The organism is Microcoleus sp. T3_D1 (genome assembly GCF_036700405.1).
Lineage (GTDB): Bacteria > Cyanobacteriota > Cyanobacteriia > Cyanobacteriales > Microcoleaceae > Microcoleus.
In genome coordinates this window covers 28,533-47,397 of record NZ_JAUBOV010000062.1, presented here as the reverse complement: position 1 = coordinate 47,397, position 18,865 = coordinate 28,533, and the positions used below count along the sequence as shown (strand labels likewise).

Below are 18,865 nucleotides of genomic sequence, written 5' to 3'. Positions count from 1 at the left end.
CAGCTAGGTAAAGGTCAACCCGTAACAGGTGAGTTTAAAACTCTTCTGCCCACGGTAAATAATAGCAATACTTTCAGCAGTGTCACTGTTTTAACTCGCGGCTTGGAGCCTGGCGAACCGGAACACAGCGAGTTGATTGATGGGCAAATTAATGCCGTTGCTAAACACATTTTTCAAGAAGGAGGTGCCGTTCAGAAATATAACTCTGCAACTGGGAAGTGGCAGTCAGTTGCCCCCGAAGGAAACGATTGGATATTTAGTAACGCCGTTCCGTCTCCTCAATATGGCAAGCCATTAGTGCTGCTAGCTAATTGGGTGGATGAAATTCAACCTCACAAACTTTACAATTCGGGTTTTGCTGAGGCAGCCGCAGATGTTTTATTTGCCTCAATGGTACAACTCGATTTGGAGAAGGGCGGTTCTATCGGAAAGGAGGGTAAACTTTATGATAGTACGGGCAAGTTAATCCGCAATCAAGGAGCTGTTTTCAACTCGCCGCTACATTTTGTTGGTTTCGGTCAGGGGGCTGTTGTTAATAGTGAAATTGTCCAGCGTTTGGGTACGTTTTTACCTGATGCTGGCGGTACGAGTCGAGCAAATCGCGACCTTCAGATGACAACAATTGACCCTTACGATTACGATGCTAATTCTTTTGATGGGACTTACCTTAACATTCTCGATCCAGAAATTAAGGTGTGGAATAATGTCACTTATGCTGACAATTACTACCAAACAAAGGGTAGTGGGAATACAATTAACGGGCGGGAACTTTCTGGAACGAACTGGAAATCGGATTGGAATGTTTCACTCAATAATCTGGCTGGATTTACGCCGGATGACGGGGAAGGTGCTTCCCATCGGGATGCTTTGGCTTGGTATGCGGGAACTGCTAATCTCAATGAAAGTCGGCTTCCATCGGAGAATGGCGAAACAATTTACCGTCGCTTGGGCGATTTGGCTGAAAATAATATTACTGATCCTACTAAAACTTGGTATACTCCTGACCATACTAATGCTAGTTTTACTCAGGGCAATGAGAAAGCACCTTGGGAAGGAATTGGTACGGGTTGGTTCGACTCAGTTTTAGGGGGAGGTTCTCAATTACGACCTTATTTTGATGGTGGGAAGAAGAAGAAAAATGAGTTGGGTAACTTTGAGGATTATTTGAAGAATAATCGGGTTTCGGTTTACGAAGATAATACCTACACAGATATCACTAAGCCCTTCGGAACTCGGATGCGGGGGGACTATGCAGTTCCTACTTTGTTTAATGGGAATTTTGATGCTGTAGCGGCTAAACTAGATTCGCAACCCATTCCGGGTTGGTCTTTGTACAATGGCGACGATGAGTCCGTGTTGCAAAAATCTTTGGTGAATCGGAACAGCATTAGCAGTTTATCTGACCCTGTAGTAGGGTCCAATTCGGGTCAACCTAACTATGCTTTGAAGCTAAATTCAGGTGAAAGCATCACGCACAATTCCTTTGTCGTACCGGATTGGGGAGTGTTACGTTTAGATCTTCATGTACCAGAGTCATCTTTGAACAAAGGTGGAAGACTCAAGGTGTATCTGGAGGAAGTAGGTTCGCTGGAAAATGTAAAAATTGGAGAAATTTCTTTAAAATCTGCTAACCCCCAAAAGGAGAAAGCTACCCGCACTAGCTTGACTGTGCGGAATGCTGCTGATGAGACTCGCCAACCTTATGACGTTAGTATACCTGCCGACTATGGCTATGATAAAGATACCATTGGTTACGGCTCATCTGGCTTTGAAACTTTCCATATTGATGTACCTCCCAGCCTGAGAGGTAAAGTTGCCAAACTCACGTTTGAATTGCAAGGTGCGGAGCCTGTGTATATAGACAACGCATTCTTCAAGAGTGAAGTTCTCAAGTGGGGGAATCCTACTGAAGCCAGAAACGATCTTCAGTTTGAAAATAACTTTTTGATTGAAAAGCCTCAATACACCCTTTCTTATAACCGCAGCAAAAACACCGTTAATTGGGTTGGTTGGAAGTTAGATAAAACTTGGTTGGGGACTGTTAAAAGACCGCAGTTTTTCGGCTTTGCCCAAGACCCGGAATTAGCCAAAACTGGCTGGTATTCGGTTAAAGATAGTGACTACGATGCGCTTTCTCTCAAAGATAAAGACGGGCAAGTAGTAGACAACCGAAAAGGCGATCGGTATGCCGATGGGTACGTAGATTTTGAAATTAAGGAAAATGGGAACTACATTCCTATCCTCGGAATAGATCGGGGTCACCTGGCTCCGGCTGCTGATAGAAGCAGGACAGCTAAGGATCTTTATGCCACTTTCTTAACGACGAACTTACTTCCTCAACAGAGCAGTAACAATCGGGGAATTTGGGAGACTATTGAGGGCCAAATCAGAAGTGTAATTAATTCGCCTGACTCAAGCGGTCTGGAAACCTATATGTTTGCCGGGGGATATGGATACTACGACAATCCCAGCCAGCGTCCCTATACGGGGATCTCGCAGAATTCAAACTTAGATCCCCTCATCCAATTCCCAGTCGGTCTGTGGAAAGTAGTTATGACCAAAGACAAAAACACCGAACTCCCTCAGTATGCTCACTATGGTATCTATTTGGGTAATGACGAAAGAATTGGGTATCAAAAACAAACGATCCAAAACTTGGAAGACTTGCTCAATGGAGATTTGCCAGATATATCTCCCCAATACCAGTTCTTGTCTAACCTGCCAGAGTCTGTAGGAAAAGAACGGATTAAAAATACAATCTTTGAGCGATTGCCATAAAGGAATGGTTGAGAGATTTATTCCCCAAGTCGGTCAGAGGGTCAAATCTAACATTTATTGACCCTCTATCACTCTATCTATCTAAAAAACAGAACCTGTCGTATAGGCATCAAAAATTTTTACTTTCTCCAATTTAGCCTCCGTAAAATTACATCGAATAAAGCTCGATTCTATCGCCCCACCTTTGCTAAAGCTAGCCTTGGTAAAATTGCAATCGATAAACGTACATCGTTGAATACACCCTCGATTCCAATTGGCTTTGGTAAAGTTGCATTGCTTGATGGTAGCTGGTCCTATACCTACCTCTCTTAAGTCAGCACTGGTAAAATCAACGTCAATAAAGCTAGAAGTCTCTAAACCAGCCCCCCTGAGCTTTGCTTGTTTCAGAATCGTCCCTATGAATTCCGCATCATACGAAACTGCTCTTTCCAAAATAGCCCCACTCAAGTTAGTTTGATGCAGTCGAGCCGAGCTCAGGATAACTTCTCTCATGTTAGCTCCGCTCAGGTTAGCTTCATTGAGCCTCGCCACCTGCAATATAGCTCCGGCCAAGTTGGCTCCACTCAAATTAGCTCCCATAAAATCAACGGCTTCTAGGTTAGCCCCTTCCAGATTAGCGCCGCTCAGGTTTATGCCGCGCAGGTTGACTCCTCCAATTCTGGTGTTTTCTTCAGTTTGATATCGTTTGATTAACTCATCAGCGTAACGTCTACCCAAAAGAATTCCACTTAGATTAAAGCCTGCGAAGTCTCTTTCTCCAGCCGCGTACCGTCTGAGTAGTTCTTCTGCATTCATAACTTTTTCCCTTGATTTGTAACAGCCAACCCCCAACAATCAAATGACTAAAACTGAGATTTAGACGCTACCCCGTCGCATAAACGCCGATCGCGAGCGCTCACATTAGGATTAGTCCTCAGATAATCTCCCACCCAGTCACAGCCCCTCACCAGCAAATCGTCAAGATCCAAATTCCACAAAATCACCCGATTATCCCGGCCCGCAGAAGCCAGAACCTTCCCATCAGGGCTAAAACTCACACTCATCACACTATCCTTGTGACCCGTCAAAGTTTTCAGCAAAGTCCCGCTGCGACTCCACAGCTTCACCTTATGATCGTAACTACCCGAAGCAACCAACAAACCATCCGGGCTAAAACCCACGCTAGTCACGCTGTCGCTAGAACCCTTCAGCAGCGTCGCCACCAAAGTCCCATCCACCTTCCACAATTTCACCGAATTGTCGTAACCAGCCGAAGCCAGCATTTTGCCATCAGGGCTAAAAGCAACCCCCAACACAAAACTGTTGTGAGCTCCTTCAAAAGTTCTTAGCAAACGACCGTCCCGATTCCAGAGTTTGAGAGTACCATCATCGCTTGCAGAAGCCAGCATCGAGCCGTCGGGACTGAAAGTCACCCCAGTCACCCAGCCTGTGTGTCCCGTCAAAGTCTTAATCAGCCTGCCGTTTCTAGTCCAGAGTTTCACAGTCTTATCCTTGCTAGCCGTTGCCAGAACCTCGCCGTCGGGGCTAAAACTCACGCTCATCACGCTGTCGGCGTGGTCGTCGAGAGTCAACAGCACAGAAGGCGAACACGGGAATAGCGGAGCCGAAGGACAAGGGAGAATATTATTCATGCCATCTTCTGTCAAACTCCAGACTTTCACCGTTTTGTCGTAACTCCCAGAAGCAAGTAGCTGGCCGTCGGGGCTGAAACTGACGCTGGCGACTCTCTGAGTGTGTCCTTCCAAGGTTTCCAGCAAAACCCCCGTGCGGCTCCAGAGTTTGATAGTGTTGTCCGTAGAAGCAGAAGCCAGCCTTTGGCCGTCGGGGCTGAAAGTAACGCCTTGCACCCGGTTTTGGTGTCCGTCGAGGGTTTTGAGCGGCACGTCATCGAGTCGCCACAGCCTGATAGTTTTGTCAAAACTTGCCGAAGCCAAGGTTTTGCCTTCCGGGCTAAAACTCACCTGAGTAACTCGATCGGCGTGTCCCTCAAAAGTTCTCAGTAAGCGACTCTCTGGTTTAATGTTGCTAGCATCCGTTGGGCGTTTGTCGCCAACACCAGCAAGACTCCAGAGTTTGACAGTCCCGTCTGCACTTCCAGAAGCAAGTGTTTGACCGTCGGGGGAGTAACTGACACCAAATACCCACTTGCTGTGTCCCCGCAAAGTTGCTAGCAGTTCACCTTTTTTTGCTGGTGTTGAATTTTCTGTTGCTGGGTGTTTGAGTGCAGCGATGCTCCAGATTTTCACCGTTTTATCTTCACCCGCACTGGCGATCGTTTCACCATCGGGGGAGAAACTGACGGTGTAAATTTTCGAGGGTTGTCTGTTTTCGCTGTGCCATAAATTAGCGATTAACCTGCCGTCCGAACTCCACAGTTTCACACTACCGTCATCGCTCGCCACAGCGATTATTTTGCCGTCGCGGCTGAAGCTTAGCCAATTTACGGGAGCAAATTGTTCGATCGTTCGCAGCAGCGTGCCGTCGGTTTTCCAAAGTTTGATAGTTTTATCAGTAGAGCCAGTGGCGATCGTTTGACCGTCAGAACTAAAAGCAACGCTGGTAACGCTATTAGTATGCCCTTTGAAAGTAGCCAGCAAACTGCCGTCTGTGTGCCAAATTTTGACAGTTTTATCTAAACTTGCCGAGGCTATGGTTTTGTTGTCGGGACTGAACGCCACACAGGAGACACTGTTAGTGTGGTCTTTTAAAGTTGCCAGCAAACTGCCGTCGCGCCGCCAAAGTTTGACGGTTTTATCTACACTGGAAGAAGCTATTGTTTCGCCGTCTGGACTGAAGCTAAGACCCCAAACTACATCGCCGTGTCCTTCCAAGCGGTTGCGTTCTTTGACTCCATAAACTGCCTGCTGGAGGGCAGCAGAAATCAGAATTTCGGTGTCTTTAAGAGTATACATTTGTTGGGAGTGTTCGATCTGTTTCCACTTTTTACCCGCTCTCAAACTTTCCATCATGGCGTCAAATTTGTTGTTTGAGAAATAAAGTGCTTCAGAAGCTGCCGTCAGGGTACTGATTTCGGCTCGCTGAGTTTGAGCGACAGCTAGCTGTTTTTGACCCACAGCCCGCCACCAAAAATTTACGGCGGCGATGGTGGAACTGGTGAGCAGCAGGACGCCGATCACTGCTACTCCCAGCAGTTGTTTGAGAAAAGTATTGGCTCGGTAGAGCTGTGCTTGACTCATTTTTTTGTCTGCTTCTGCTTTGTGCAGTCTGGCTTCTAAGCCGAATCTTTGGCGGATCGGTCGCACTAAATAGTCGTGTACCAATTGATAGCGGTCTTCGGGCGCTTCCCGTAGCAGAAATAGCAAACCGTGACCAACTAAAATGTCTAAAATTAAGTCGAGGTTGTCGGTTTTCTTTTGTCGGCTTTCAGGGTATGCAGCGAACTGTCGCGGTAGGGAAATTCGATTTCTGCCGATCGCCGATAATTCGGTTTCGCGGGCCTCGGCTGGCTGCGAGCCTGTAACTAACGAGAGTTCGTGTTTGGTTTTTATCAGTCTTACGCCTCTTTCATCTGTCAGGGAAAACAATATTTTCCAAGCTGCGTCTTCGTTAACCAGGCCACAGTCAGAGATGACTCTTTCGAGCGATCGCTTCACTAATTCCGCTTTGGGATTGTCCCCCAATTGCTGGTATTGTGCTAGACTGGTAATACCTTCTTCTTGCAGTTGCGCTCCTACTACCTGCAATTCGATCGGTCGCACTTCTTGCAGTTCGTCTGCTAAATCTTCTACGAAGGCATCGATCAGTGCCGGCTCTAAATAAAATTCCGCCCGTTCTGTTAAGTGTCCGATGACAGCCCGCGCGTCTTTGATAGAAAAACTCCGCAGTTGGTAGCGGATACTTTTGTCGAGAATATTATTGTTAATAGCGTCAAGATTAGGGAAACGATCGCAATCTAGTAAGTAGTGCAAATAATCTTCGCGCAAGCACAGAATTATCTTGACATAAGGCAAATTCAAAAATAAGCGCAGAAAATTATAAAAAAGTTGTCTTTGTGCCACTGAAGTCGAAACAAAGAAAAACTCTTCAAATTGATCGAAAATCAGCACAGTTAACAAATTATTAGTGGCATTTTCGCGCAACTGCTCTATAATAAAAGAAGAGACTTCCGAGCTGCGAGCAGGAATAAGCGAGCAACTTTTTTTGTGGATTTCCTGTAGTCCTTTCGAGATTAATTTACTTTCCTCTTCGGCTTGTTTGTCGTACAGTGCGCTGTTCAAAGCATTTTCTAACTCCACCAGCCAGTCGGTGTAAACTTTGACTACTACAGGCAATGTATCCCGCGCGCCCGGAGTAATATTTTTCAAAGCTGGTACTAAGCCGGCATTGACTAGAGAACTTTTCCCGACTCCGCTGGGCCCATGAATAATAGTTAATTTATGGTCGTCCCTGCTAATTCTTTCTAGCAAGCTATTGATATCTGTTTGGCGCGAGTAAGCTGTCATGGAGGCTGCGATGGCAGCTTGGTTTTGAGCTGAGGGGCCTGAAGGATTGACTGCTTGGCGCTGCTGCTGCAATTGGCTGGCGCCGATAAAAGCTCTAAATCCGTATTGATATTCGATCGAACGCTGGGTTTTTTTAATCCGAAACGCTTTAAGATACTCTCCCTGCTCGAAATAAACCGCTTGCAATTCCGTCAAAATATCGATGTAAAGTCGGGGGTCGTACTTCGGCTCGCTTTGAGATTGAGCCAACTCCAAAGAATGAACCGCCGCTTCCCACTGGCCTAGCTGCCGCAAACTTCGGGCTAAAAGTAAAAGATACGAACTCCTGTCGGATTTGGGATGTTGGATTTTAGATTTGGGTTCGTTACAGGGCTCGTTAGGGCCCACAAATTCTGGATAATTTCCCTCAAACCCCAATCTCAAATCTTCAATCAGCAATCTCAAATCATGAGGCGTTTGATCCAAAATCGCCAAAGCCAACTCGGCTAGCTGGCGGGCTTGACTCCACCTCGACTCTTGCAGGGCAACTTCAGCCAAAAAGCCGTAATCTTGAGCTAGTTGGCTGGGAGTACCGTAAGTGAAGTGCAACTGCAAAGAATTTTCAGCTAATGCTTGCAACTCTCCCCAAGCTTTCAGGCGCTGCAGCACTTCTCCGAGGTGTGCTGTCACCTCAGCTACCAATTCGAGGCGTGAGGCAAGGGAGAAAGCGTTTCTAGATTGTTCCAGGCTAATCCAAGCTTGTTCCCAGTGCTGGCGGTTGGCTACCGGGTTTCTGGCTGCTTGCAAGCGGTGACACAGGGCTATGTGAAACAGCACGATGCCTTCTCTCTCTAAAAATAAAATTGGCGGGACAGGATTCGACAAGGAGGGGAAGGTTTCTGGGTTTCCTGAATGTTCCAAGTTTGCCAGTTCCCAGTTGCCCGTTTTCTGCTGCCAAAATGCTAAACTTTCTTGGTAGTGAATTAAGGCAGTTTCGGTTTGGTCGCTGACATAGTAATCTCGACCGAGAACGAATTGCAGGCTGGCTTTGAGGGCGGGTTCTAATTCTTCACCGCGATTTTGTAAATCTCTTAAAGCTAATTCTAGTTCTCGGCGTGGCAAAGAGCCGATCGCCAAATCGAAGGTATTGCCAGGACTCAAGGGCGAATACGAGTGGACATCTGATTGTCCTCGGTTTTGGGGCCCTGAGTTAAAAGTTAGAAAGCGTTCTCCGGGGATGATTTCGCGATCCAGACCGCGTTTTTCGGACGGGGTTTCGCAGGTCTCACAATTACCGATGGTGCTGACGTTGCTGCTGGCGAGTTCTGGATTGAGTTCGCCTATTTTAAATATAGTATCGGCCCGCCTAGCGAGGAAATTAATTAATTCCTCAACGCCCATTTCAAATTTAATTGTGGCGGCGGCCCAACTTTTGAAATCCGGGGCCAGACGAATCATTTTGGTCACGATGTCATCTGTTACCCACAAAATCACTGGGCAGGAAAAATTTTTGCGAAATTCGTCTCGCACTTGATTGGTAGAAGCCATCAGTTCGTCGATCGCTACTACTGTTTCTAAACCGAATACCATCAAAGCCGAGGCGGCACCCACAGGCGAGTACCCCTCGTGAAAAGTGCTTGCCTGCAGGGTAGTGTAAAGGGTTTTGACTGAAGGTGGCAGGACGATATCTTGAATTGGAACTGGGGACACTTCTCGCAGCCGCTGCGCCCAGCGCTGCCGCAACTGCTCGTAGTTGCAGCGCACCAAAATTAGCGAGAATTGGTGTTGAGACATTGTGATTGACCTGACCAGAGTTTTGAGCGATCGCTCGTTGTAGTTGGCAGTTTCTTGTACCTTAATTAGATCGGTCATGCGTGCACCTCTTTTGCATTAATCAATTACCTAACGCTCGCCAATCGTGACTGAAAGCGTATCTACTTAGACATCGCCGTCTCTGTCTCACGCTTTATCTCTGTATAAATACGTAGTTTTCCGTACTCGTCCTATCAATACTTACATATTTATTAGATCCAATGTAAAGATATCATACCTCTCAATCTCAGAGAATGCTAGACTTCCCAATAAAAATTTAATGTCACCTGAGAATTTTTGATTCAGCTATATATAAAGGACTACAGATCGTAAATAGCCAACCGCTAAGTTTATCCTCATAGCGACGACTAGCTATTAGTAAACAACTCCGATATATCTGTAGCAGGCATTTAACACAACAGCCAAAACAATTGTCGTCCGGGATGGGATTATGTGAAATTAAGAGCAACAGGTAAAAACAGACATAGGGGGTCTGACATTGCAGATATGAGAGTTGAAAGTGGGGAAAGTCCTTAGTGGCGGCAAAGTTTTACACGACAATAATATTCACCGCCTATAGCCAGCATTCAACAGAAATCAGCCAGTGGGAAAAACCGCTGACTAATTTCTGTATTGGATTGTAAGATTTCGGAGTGGTGAGCGATGAATTTTCAGTTAAATTCTTTCTAAGTTTCTGGGGGTTAAGGGTTCTTAGAGTCGCGAAGGCATCTCAAAAATCCCAACTATTTTGGCTCACTGCGCTGCAGCCACTCCTTATATTTTCTGGTTTCTGCTAGGGCTGGATTAATCCCAAACCAACGACCTTCTTGATCGCGGTATTCAAAGACAAACATACTTCGCAACAAGATTTGAGACTCTTCTTCGCCGGTTACACTTTGTCGGTTGACGACTTGAAACAGCAATTCCCATTCCATGTCATTGATGGCTCCCAAAAGGTCATCGCGATATTCTTGAATGACGCTTTCGAGGCATTCGCGAGAGAAGGGAGGGTCTTCGTGCTGCAAACAGCTATACAAAAGCATCAGTAGATTGCGAACGTGACCGCCACTAATCCGACACAGCCGATCTAAAGTTTCGGGAGAGTCAAACACCTGGGAAATCAAATCAAGGCGTTGATGGGGAGCAACTTTCGGAAAAGCTCTAGCTAATACTAGCTGGCGCAGCAGTGCCATTCCTTCAATGTGGTCGTCGCCCGATCGCACTTGCACTGGTACCATCGGCATCACCTTGGGTTTGACTCCAAATCGACTGGCGAGGCGGCCGAAGTCGTTGGAAAAAATCAAAGTCAGGGGAATCGTGTAGACGACGTGGCAATTGAGTTTTTTCAACTGTTCGCCGCGGTCTAAAAACAGGTATTCTGGCTGGGTGCGTCCGCTGGGTTTGAGGGAGGCGTCGAGGCGATCGAGGTTGTCAACGATGACTGCGAGCCCTTTTTTCCCTTGCTGCTTGAGTTCGGCGTTAGCTTTGTTTAGGAGTTCTTCGTTGATCGACTGCAAGATGCTGTTGGTGCGGGGTTCGAGATATTGCCTGAGTTGCGATCGCAGTTTGGGAGAGTCTTTAGTTTTAGCAGTCACTCTAGCAATGCCTATAGATAACTCGGCTTCCGCTGACAAATCTATGGGAGTCTGCAAAAATTCTGCCACTTCTGCAAACAGATTTGTAAAATAGCTCGGTCTGAGTTTGATTTTAGCCGATTCCATAGTTTCGCTGACTTGGCGCGCAATGCTCAGCAAAATATCGCTGATGTCTACATCACCCATGTCTAAGTCTTGGGAAGACTCGAAGTAAACGACGCAAAAACCCTCTTGCTCTAGCTCAGCTTTCAGTCGAAACAATTCCGTAGATTTGCCACAGCCGATATGTCCTGTAAATAGCTGACAGGTTGGCTCGTTGGGGGAGATGCGGGTAATGGTTCGCTGTAAAGATTCAATGATTTTGCCGCCACGCACGGAACCAAAATCAATGTAGTATTGATAATCCCCTGGGTCTCCCGCAACAAGGGTCTTGCTGGGGTTGCAGGCTTTATAGAATCTGTCTAATTCGAGTGCGATCACAATTGAAGCCGAATAAAAGTTAAAAAGTTAATCGAAAGTCTAAACTTTCTTTACTTGAGTTTAGTTTGATTTGTAACCTTTTGCCCTGTGGGGTAATGCCCTAAATACCCAAAGAACCTTGCTCTGGTAAGGGGTTTTCCCGGCGCTGGAATTGGCAATTATTAATTAATAATTTTTTATTACTTAGCGGACTCAGTGATATTACTGATATTGGCAGCAGTCTGGGTAAATTTGCGGGGATCTGGTTAAATGGTAGGGGAAAACAGGGCTCAAGAGACAGAGATTAAACAGTTTTGAATGTGTGCTAATCCTTAATTACTATATTGTCAAGACGTAGATGGCTAGTTTTGGAGCGGTTTCTCAAACAGAGTTAGGGCGCAGGCGCCAAAAGTTGCGGCAGCTCCGTCGCGCTCGATTGGTGGCTGTTGTGTGGCAAATGCTGGCAGCAAGCGCAATGGCTGGGGGTTTGCTGTGGTGGATTGGGCAGCCGGCTTGGTTGATTGCCCGATCGGAACAAGTGAAGGTGGAGGGCAATCAGTGGCTGTCGGACAAGGCGGTGCGGTCTTTGGTGCCGCTGTCTTACCCGCAGTCATTGTGGGGGATTCAACCGCAGGCGCTGGCCGAAAAGCTGGAGTCAACCGGGCCGATCGCCAAAGCTAAGGTGACTCGCAACTTGTTTCCGCCGAGTTTGACTGTAGAAGTGGCAGAACGACTGCCGGTGGCGGTGGCGCAGCCGACGGCGGTGTTGAGATCGAACAGTGACAAGGAAAAAGTGGGGTGGCTGGACGCTCGCGGAGGTTGGATGCCGTCGGATAGTTATACTGCTGTACGATCGCACAATAGTTCGATCGGGCCCGGCAGCATTCCGGGACCTCCGCCTCAGCGTTCTTTGCCCACTTTAAAAGTCATCGGGCCTTTGGAACAGTATCGCGCCTATTGGCCGAAGTTTTACCAAGGACTCAGCAGCTTGACGGTGAAAGTGTTTGAGATTAATTGGCAAAACCCGAACAACTTGATCTTGAAAACAGAGATCGGTACCGTACACTTAGGGCCGTACAGTTCCAAGACTGCGGAGCAACTTAAGGTTTTAGACCGAATGCGACAATTGCCAAAACAGATAGATTCAAGCCTCATAGCCTACATTGACTTGAAAAATCCTGCTTCGCCGATCGTCCATTTGCCACAACTCCCCGGCAGTTTGGACAGTTCAACTCCCGCACCCACTCGCGCCCAGAATTGATTCTCTGTCAACAGAAGGTAGAAGGTATTGATCGATAGGCAGAATTTTTGCCCATCAGGATCTATAGGCAGGGCTTGCAATCAGCACAGTTTTTGGATAGCGATCCGCGTCTGGGGCTAGTATCCATTTTTTTTCCTTCTGACGCAGCTTACAACTGCCTTAATCCGGTCAAGTACCTGGATGGCGTCAAGCGAGGTCTGGGCTAGCGAGGTCGGCCAAATCCGAGATTGCTAACATTAAGCATCGATCTGTGTTAGTTTTTCGCGCAACTTAGCCTATAGTTGATTGTGAATTGGCGTTTAGTTAACAAGCTCTAATCTACCATCCCCGACTCTAATGAAGCTTAATAATAGACAGGGGTCTGACCAAGACAGTCCCCCTTCGGAAGAAGTAAAAAATTTTCCGGTGGCTGCAGATTCCGCCAATCCCTTTAGACGCAAGTCTGGTTATGTAAATGTAGATAGTATTGATATCGATCCTATGGTCAATCCCAAAGACATAATGCCCAGCAGTGCTGCCAAAATCAAAGTAATTGGCGTCGGCGGCGGTGGGGGCAACGCCGTTAACCGGATGATTGCCAGCGAGGTTTCTGGTGTCGAGTTTTGGTGTGTGAATACAGATTCCCAAGCTCTGGTTCTCTCAAATGCTCCGAAACGCTTGCAAGTCGGACAGAAGTTGACGCGCGGTTTGGGGGCGGGGGGCAATCCGGCGATCGGTCAAAAGGCTGCGGAGGAATCTCGCGACGAGGTTGCTAATGCTCTGAATCACGCGGATTTGGTGTTTATCACGGCCGGCATGGGCGGCGGTACCGGCACGGGCGCGGCTCCGATCGTGGCTGAGGTGGCTAAGGAAATGGGCGCCTTGACTGTGGGCATAGTGACGCGGCCTTTCACGTTTGAGGGACGGCGGCGCACCAGCCAAGCTGAGGAAGGAATCGCGGCTTTGCAAACCCGGGTGGATACGCTGATTGTAATTCCTAACGACAAGCTGCTGTCTGTGATTTCGGAACAAATGCCGGTACAAGAGGCTTTTCGAGTTGCTGACGATATCCTGCGCCAAGGGGTTCAGGGTATTTCTGACATTATTACTATTCCCGGTTTGGTGAATGTTGACTTTGCTGACGTGCGGGCAGTAATGGCGGATGCGGGTTCGGCTTTGATGGGCATTGGCGTGGGTTCTGGCAAGTCGCGGGCTAGGGAGGCGGCGATGCAGGCTATTTCTTCGCCTCTGCTGGAAGCTTCGTCTATTGAGGGCGCTAGAGGTGTGGTGTTTAACATCACTGGCGGTACTGACATGACGCTGCACGAGGTGAATGCGGCGGCTGAGACGATTTACGAGGTTGTCGATCCGAATGCCAATATTATTTTTGGAGCGGTGATTGACGAGCGGCTTCAGGGCGAAATTAAGATTACTGTGATCGCTACTGGTTTTTCGGGGGAAGTTGCGTCGCCTCCGCCTCCGGGGCGCACGCAAAATGTTAATGCTCCTTGGCGGGCTGCAACTGTTCCGGTGACTCCTGCTCAACAGACGCCCGATCCGAAAGCGAAACCGCCGCAGGATTTGGGATTGGATATTCCTGAGTTTTTGCGTAACCGTCGTCCGCCAAGATGATTTTAGATTTTAGATTTTAGATTTTAGATTGGGGATTTGGCGATTGGGGATTTGGCGATTGGGGATTTGGCGATTGGGGATTTGGCAATATTGAATCTCCAATCTCCCATCTAAAAAATCGAAAATATCGAGCATCTAAAATCTAAAATCTAAAAAATCTAAAATCTAAAATCTAAAATCTAAAATTTCCAGGGTTTGGCCTGGTTCGGGTTCGAGGAGTTGGGTGGAGAGGCCGGATTTTGCTAGTAAATCGCGAAATTCGGGGATGCTGCCGATCGATCGCACTAACATTGGTAAAATGCCTGTGGCTCGGATGTCTCCCGTCGCTGTAGGCAGAAAAAACCGAGGTTTGAGAGTTTGGGCGAGCTTGAGGGCTTCCGAAGGCCCGATGATGACTTGTCCGAGGAATGGGAAGATTTGACCGATGACTGGGGCGATCGCTACGTCTACTGTGTCTATTTTCTGTTTAACTTTGTCTAATGGCGGCAGGTGCGGTTCGTAATAAAGTGTCTCGCCGCTGCTTAAATCTTTGAGCAAATAGCCGTTTTCTTCTTGTCCGGGCCCGATTTCGGCTCCGGGTACGGCAGTAATTTGTAACTTTTCTTTAAAATTTAACTCTTGCCAATTTGCTAAAGATGTGATATTAGTGTAGCCTAAACTGCTGAGGACTTTGGCGGCGGTGGGTGAGGCGATCGCGGGAATTGTGCGATCGAGTTGTTGGAGTGTTTGTTTGTGACAGTGGTCGTCTAATCCTTGGGAAATTAGGATGAGGTCGATCGGCGGTAAGCTGCTGGGAGTGAAGGCGACGGGGGTGTTGTGGTAGGCGGTGAACAGCCAGGGTTGACCGTAAAATACGAGGGGATCGACCAGCCAGGGATCTACGAGGATGGTTTGACCGGCGATGTGGAATATCCAAGAGTTGAGGTCGATTCGGGTGATTTTCACGGTTGTTTGCAATAATTCTTTACAATTGGTTTAATCATAGCTAATTTTGTTTGGGAATTTTAACCCCTTCGGAAGCACAGGCGGGACGCCCGTGCCACGGAAGCACAGGGGGGATGCCCGTGCCACGGGGAAGCACAGGCGGGACGCCCGTGCCACGGGGAAGCACAGGCGGGACGCCCGTGCCACAGATATGATTGGGATTTGTCTGGTTCAAGTTGGCGTTTATCTGGGGTGGAAGAAGATGATTAAATCGAGGATTCCTGTGGCTTTGACTGTGGCTGGTTCCGATAGTGGCGGCGGGGCCGGAATTCAGGCGGATTTGCGGACTTTTGCGTTTCACTGCGTGCACGGTACGAGTGCTTTGACTTGCGTGACGGCTCAAAATACTTTGGGGGTGATGCGAGTTGATGCTTTGTCTGCGGAGGCTGTGGCGGCTCAAATTGAGGCGGTGGTTGGAGATATTGGGGTGCAGGCTGTGAAAACTGGGATGCTGCTGAATCGGGAAATTATGGTGGCGGTGGCTTCACAGGTAAAAGCTTTGGGAATAGGGAATTTGGTTGTCGATCCGGTGATGGTTTCACGATCGGGCGATCGATTGATTGATGACGGGGCGATCGCATTTTTGCGCGATGTTTTGATCCCAATGGCTGCTGTCGTGACTCCCAACCGGTTTGAGGCTCAGATTTTGAGCGGTTTGCAGATTGTTTCTCTAGACGATATGCGATCGGCGGCGCAGCAGATTTATCGTTTGGGTGCGAAAGCTGTTTTGGTGAAAGGCGGCGGGATGGCGGGAGATTTGCGGGGGATTGATGTTTGGTTTGATGGTACGCGCTTGGATGTGTTGAAGACTGAGAATGTTGATACTGGGAATACTCACGGGACTGGTTGTACTTTGAGTGCTGCGATCGCTGCTAATTTGGCTTTGGGGAAAGATTTGTTTACAGCGGTGACATTAGCTAAGAATTATGTTACTACTGCTCTCAAATATGCTTTGGATATTGGGGAAGGCCAAGGCCCAGTAGGTCATTTTTTCCCCCTGTTACAGAAGTAATAAGTTATTTGTTACTTGTTGGAGTCTGCTAATAATATCAAATCCACGATTCATCGAAATTATTCCTCTCTCTCTTCTCTTCCTCTGTGTTCTCTGCGTACTCTGCGGTTAAATCATTCCGATCCAACCGGAATTGATATAACCAATAACATGAGTGAACCGCCAACAGTCAAAAATCAGTTAATTTCTTAATTTTTCAGGCGAAAGAGCGATCGCCACCAAGTCTTCAATTTTCTTAATATTCGGATCGCCGGCCAAATAACCAATCCCTCGGTGCAAGTGCAGGCGAAACTGTTTCGCTAGAGTTTCTTTTTCTGTGCCTAAATTGTCTTGGTGACACCGCTGCTTGAGGGCCATTATCAGGATATCAGCCATGTCGCCGCCGAAGACATCCCAGCTTAATTCGACGTTGCTGTCGCTGGGAATTGGTACTGGGGATGGGATGCTGGGTTCGGCGAGCGATCGGCAAAATCCCCACCTGCATAGAATATTCCACTGATCGATTTTTGTCGATCGTTTCAGTTTTGATAGTTGGTCTTTGCCTGTTTGGGAGAGGCGGATGCGATCGACTGGTGGTTCCATGAGTTTGAGATTTTTTGGTATATTGTAAACAGTGTTAATGTTGGGGAAGCAAAGCCTCTAGATAACCCGAAATAATTAACATTTTTTTACACGGCGCGACTTGATTAAATCGGTTTTTTTTGGTATTCTTATTTTAGTAGGATTTATCCTTAATAATGGGATGGTGGCAAAAATAAAATTTTCGCAACCATCCCATTATGATATATATACTACCGCAACTCCCCAGCAAAGTCAAGGGGGTTGCGGCTATTTTTTTGCGCGAATTTTTAGTCCCAGAAGTAACCAGTTTCGACGGTGGTTTGGTGTTTGGCGGAGTCGTATTTGAGGAGGTAGCTGTGGGCGATCGCCTCTAATTCTTGGAGTTTTTCGTATTCTACTTTTCTAATTTCCGTGTCGGTAGAAAGCAGGATGACTTGGTGGCTGGCTGAGGGAAAATAGCGTTCCACTAGGTTGTTTCTGTGGGAGGAGTCGAGGCGGCCCAAGGGTGTGTCGATCGCCACTGGCAATTGTCTCCCGGATACTCTAGCCAATCCCCACAAAAAGGCGATCGCCAGCAATTGTTTTTCCCCGGCAGAAAGTCGGTGTTTGGGTACCGGTTTGCCTTCTGGATCGTAAATGGAGAGGCTAAATGTTTGAGTGTCGATCGCAACTCTGTGCACGAGGTCAGTTTTGTGCAACAGGTAGCGGAAACAGTCGGTAATTTCTATTTCGAGTTTGTTGAGTTTTTTGAGGGTAAGTTTTTCTTTAAAGAGTTTCAGGGTGGCTTGGGCTTTGGCGATCGAAGCGATGACGTGTTGGCTGTTTCTGATGGTGATGAATTCGCTGCTGTAGTTTTCTAGTTCTTTTTGGTTTTTGGCTAATTCTCTCTCTAATTCATCGACGCGGCGGTTGGCTGATTCCAAGGCGGCGGATGCGATAGCGACTGCTTTTTGGGCTTTCCTGACTTCTTCTTCTAGTTTTTCGTAGGCTTCGGGGGAAGCTGCGGCTGCGAGTTCTCTGTCTGTGAAGTCGATTTCTGATTCGATGTTTTTGATTTCTTCTATTTGGTCGCGGGCTAGAATTTGCTGGGCTTTGATTTGGTAGCTAAGGAGATTTTCTAGTTGCTGGATGCTGTTGTTGTCGGCGTTCATCCAGGGCGGGGCATCTGTTCCGGCTTGCTGTTCGAGTTCTTGGTTTTCTTGGCGGATGAAGTCTTGAATTTTATCTAACTGTTGGGGATTTAACGAGATTTCCGCGATATAGTTTAGAAGGCGATCGCTTCTTTGTTTGATAAGATTTTGGGCAATCTTTGCTTGCTGCTGGCTGGCTTCTGTTTCGGCTTGAGTTTTTGCTTCGCTTAGCAAGGGCGAAATTAGGGCTAGTGGTAGCGTATTTGATGCCAATTCCATCATGGTTTGACGGGTTTTTTCGGCCTTATTTCGGTAGTCATTTAGCTTGCTGTCTAGCTGACTGCGATCGGCGGCAATTTTCCCGCCTTGATAAATAAATTTGTCTGATGCTTGTTTCTGATTTTTTTGAGCTTTATCTAATTCGTTTTTAAAGCTAGCTTGTTCTTGCTTAGCTAAGTCTATTTCATCGGTAATTTCCTTAAAAGTTTGTTCGATTTTCTCTAAAGCAGCCAAGTCTTTTTTGCCAGCAATTTCTTTCCGCTTGCGGCCGGCTAATATTTCTAAATCGACGGCGAGGCGTTCTGCTAATTCTAAACCTAAAAGAGATTTAATCGCCCCGACGACAAAATCTGGCGGTGTTTCGAGTTCGGCGAGTTCTTTTACTTGTTCGCCGTCAAACAGAAATAGGTTGGATATTCCGACGGGCAAAAGGGTTTCGATGTATTCGTCCCAGGTGTTAGTAATTGCTTTGTCCGACCACCAATCGCTGACAATCTCGCTGTAAATGAGAATGCTTAGGTTGTCTTTGATATCTAATTTTTTCCAGTATCTAACTATTTTAAATTGAGCTAATTTGTCATCTTGGACTTGTTCAAATGTTAGTTCGACGCGGGTATCTTCTAATGGGGGGGTGTGGCGGTTGACGCATTGATTGAGAAAGTCGCTGTAGCTTAAATTGCCTCTGGTGGAACATTGGGCTCTGCCACCGTAGAGGGCGAGGCGAATGGCGTCCATGAGGGTGGTTTTGCCGCCGCCATTCATGCCGCCAAATAAAATGACTGGGCAGGGATCTCCGTCTTTTTCGGGGCGGAGATTGATGGTTTGGGTGCCTGCATAGGGGCCGAAGTTTTTGAGGACGAGTTCGAGGAATTGCATTGTAGATGTTGTTGAGATGGGATGAAAGTTGGTGGGTGCGATCGGTGTATCCGACAGTCCGGGGT

The 18,865-nt window shown here is 47.3% G+C and carries 10 protein-coding genes; 4 read left to right on the top strand and 6 right to left on the bottom strand.

The features are described from left to right. A partial coding sequence (locus tag QT992_RS23895) for a DNA/RNA non-specific endonuclease (protein WP_333377859.1) occupies positions 1-2,778 on the top strand: 2,778 nt, incomplete at its 5' end. A gap of 81 nt (positions 2,779-2,859) precedes the next feature. Here the strand turns inward: QT992_RS23895 and QT992_RS23890 are convergent. The 3 genes from QT992_RS23890 to QT992_RS23880 all read right to left on the bottom strand — a co-directional run bounded on the left by QT992_RS23890 (position 2,860) and on the right by QT992_RS23880 (position 11,107). Beyond that, positions 2,860-3,573: a pentapeptide repeat-containing protein gene (locus tag QT992_RS23890; RefSeq protein WP_333337630.1), complete on the bottom strand. Its 714-nt coding sequence runs from the start codon at positions 3,571-3,573 to the stop codon at positions 2,860-2,862. Positions 3,574-3,620: 47 nt separating this feature from the next. Next, positions 3,621-9,092: a WD40 domain-containing protein gene (locus QT992_RS23885; protein WP_333337627.1), complete on the bottom strand. Its 5,472-nt coding sequence runs from the start codon at positions 9,090-9,092 to the stop codon at positions 3,621-3,623. 683 nt (positions 9,093-9,775) lie between these two features. Beyond that, positions 9,776-11,107 (bottom strand): P-loop NTPase fold protein, encoded by a 1,332-nt coding sequence (locus QT992_RS23880; RefSeq protein ID WP_333337624.1) that lies wholly within the window; start codon positions 11,105-11,107, stop codon positions 9,776-9,778. A gap of 337 nt (positions 11,108-11,444) precedes the next feature. Here QT992_RS23880 and QT992_RS23875 point away from each other — a divergent pair, with 337 nt between their 5' ends. Both QT992_RS23875 and ftsZ read left to right on the top strand, forming a co-directional pair. Continuing rightward, a complete protein-coding gene (locus tag QT992_RS23875; RefSeq protein WP_333337621.1) occupies positions 11,445-12,347 on the top strand; it encodes an FtsQ-type POTRA domain-containing protein in 903 nt (300 codons plus the stop codon). Between the two features lie 336 nt (positions 12,348-12,683). Next, on the top strand, positions 12,684-13,958 hold the full coding sequence (gene ftsZ / locus QT992_RS23870) for a cell division protein FtsZ (RefSeq protein WP_333056121.1): 1,275 nt from the start codon (positions 12,684-12,686) through the stop codon (positions 13,956-13,958). A gap of 165 nt (positions 13,959-14,123) precedes the next feature. Here ftsZ and QT992_RS23865 read toward each other — a convergent pair whose 3' ends face one another. Then, positions 14,124-14,903, bottom strand: a complete 780-nt coding sequence (locus QT992_RS23865; RefSeq protein ID WP_333056123.1) for an MBL fold metallo-hydrolase — start codon at positions 14,901-14,903, stop codon at positions 14,124-14,126. A gap of 241 nt (positions 14,904-15,144) precedes the next feature. On the opposite strand from QT992_RS23865, the gene thiD reads away from it, so the two are divergent. Continuing rightward, positions 15,145-15,954, top strand: coding sequence for a bifunctional hydroxymethylpyrimidine kinase/phosphomethylpyrimidine kinase (gene thiD / locus QT992_RS23860; RefSeq protein ID WP_333377866.1), 810 nt, complete (start codon positions 15,145-15,147; stop codon positions 15,952-15,954). Between the two features lie 180 nt (positions 15,955-16,134). Here the strand turns inward: thiD and dndE are convergent, their stop codons facing one another. Beyond that, on the bottom strand, positions 16,135-16,536 hold the full coding sequence (gene dndE, locus QT992_RS23855; RefSeq protein ID WP_015179042.1) for a DNA sulfur modification protein DndE: 402 nt from the start codon (positions 16,534-16,536) through the stop codon (positions 16,135-16,137). Positions 16,537-16,802: 266 nt separating this feature from the next. Next, the gene (gene dndD / locus QT992_RS23850; protein ID WP_333377863.1) at positions 16,803-18,800 is read right to left on the bottom strand and encodes a DNA sulfur modification protein DndD; all 1,998 of its coding nucleotides are present in this window, start codon (positions 18,798-18,800) and stop codon (positions 16,803-16,805) included. Positions 18,801-18,865: the final 65 nt, after the last annotated feature.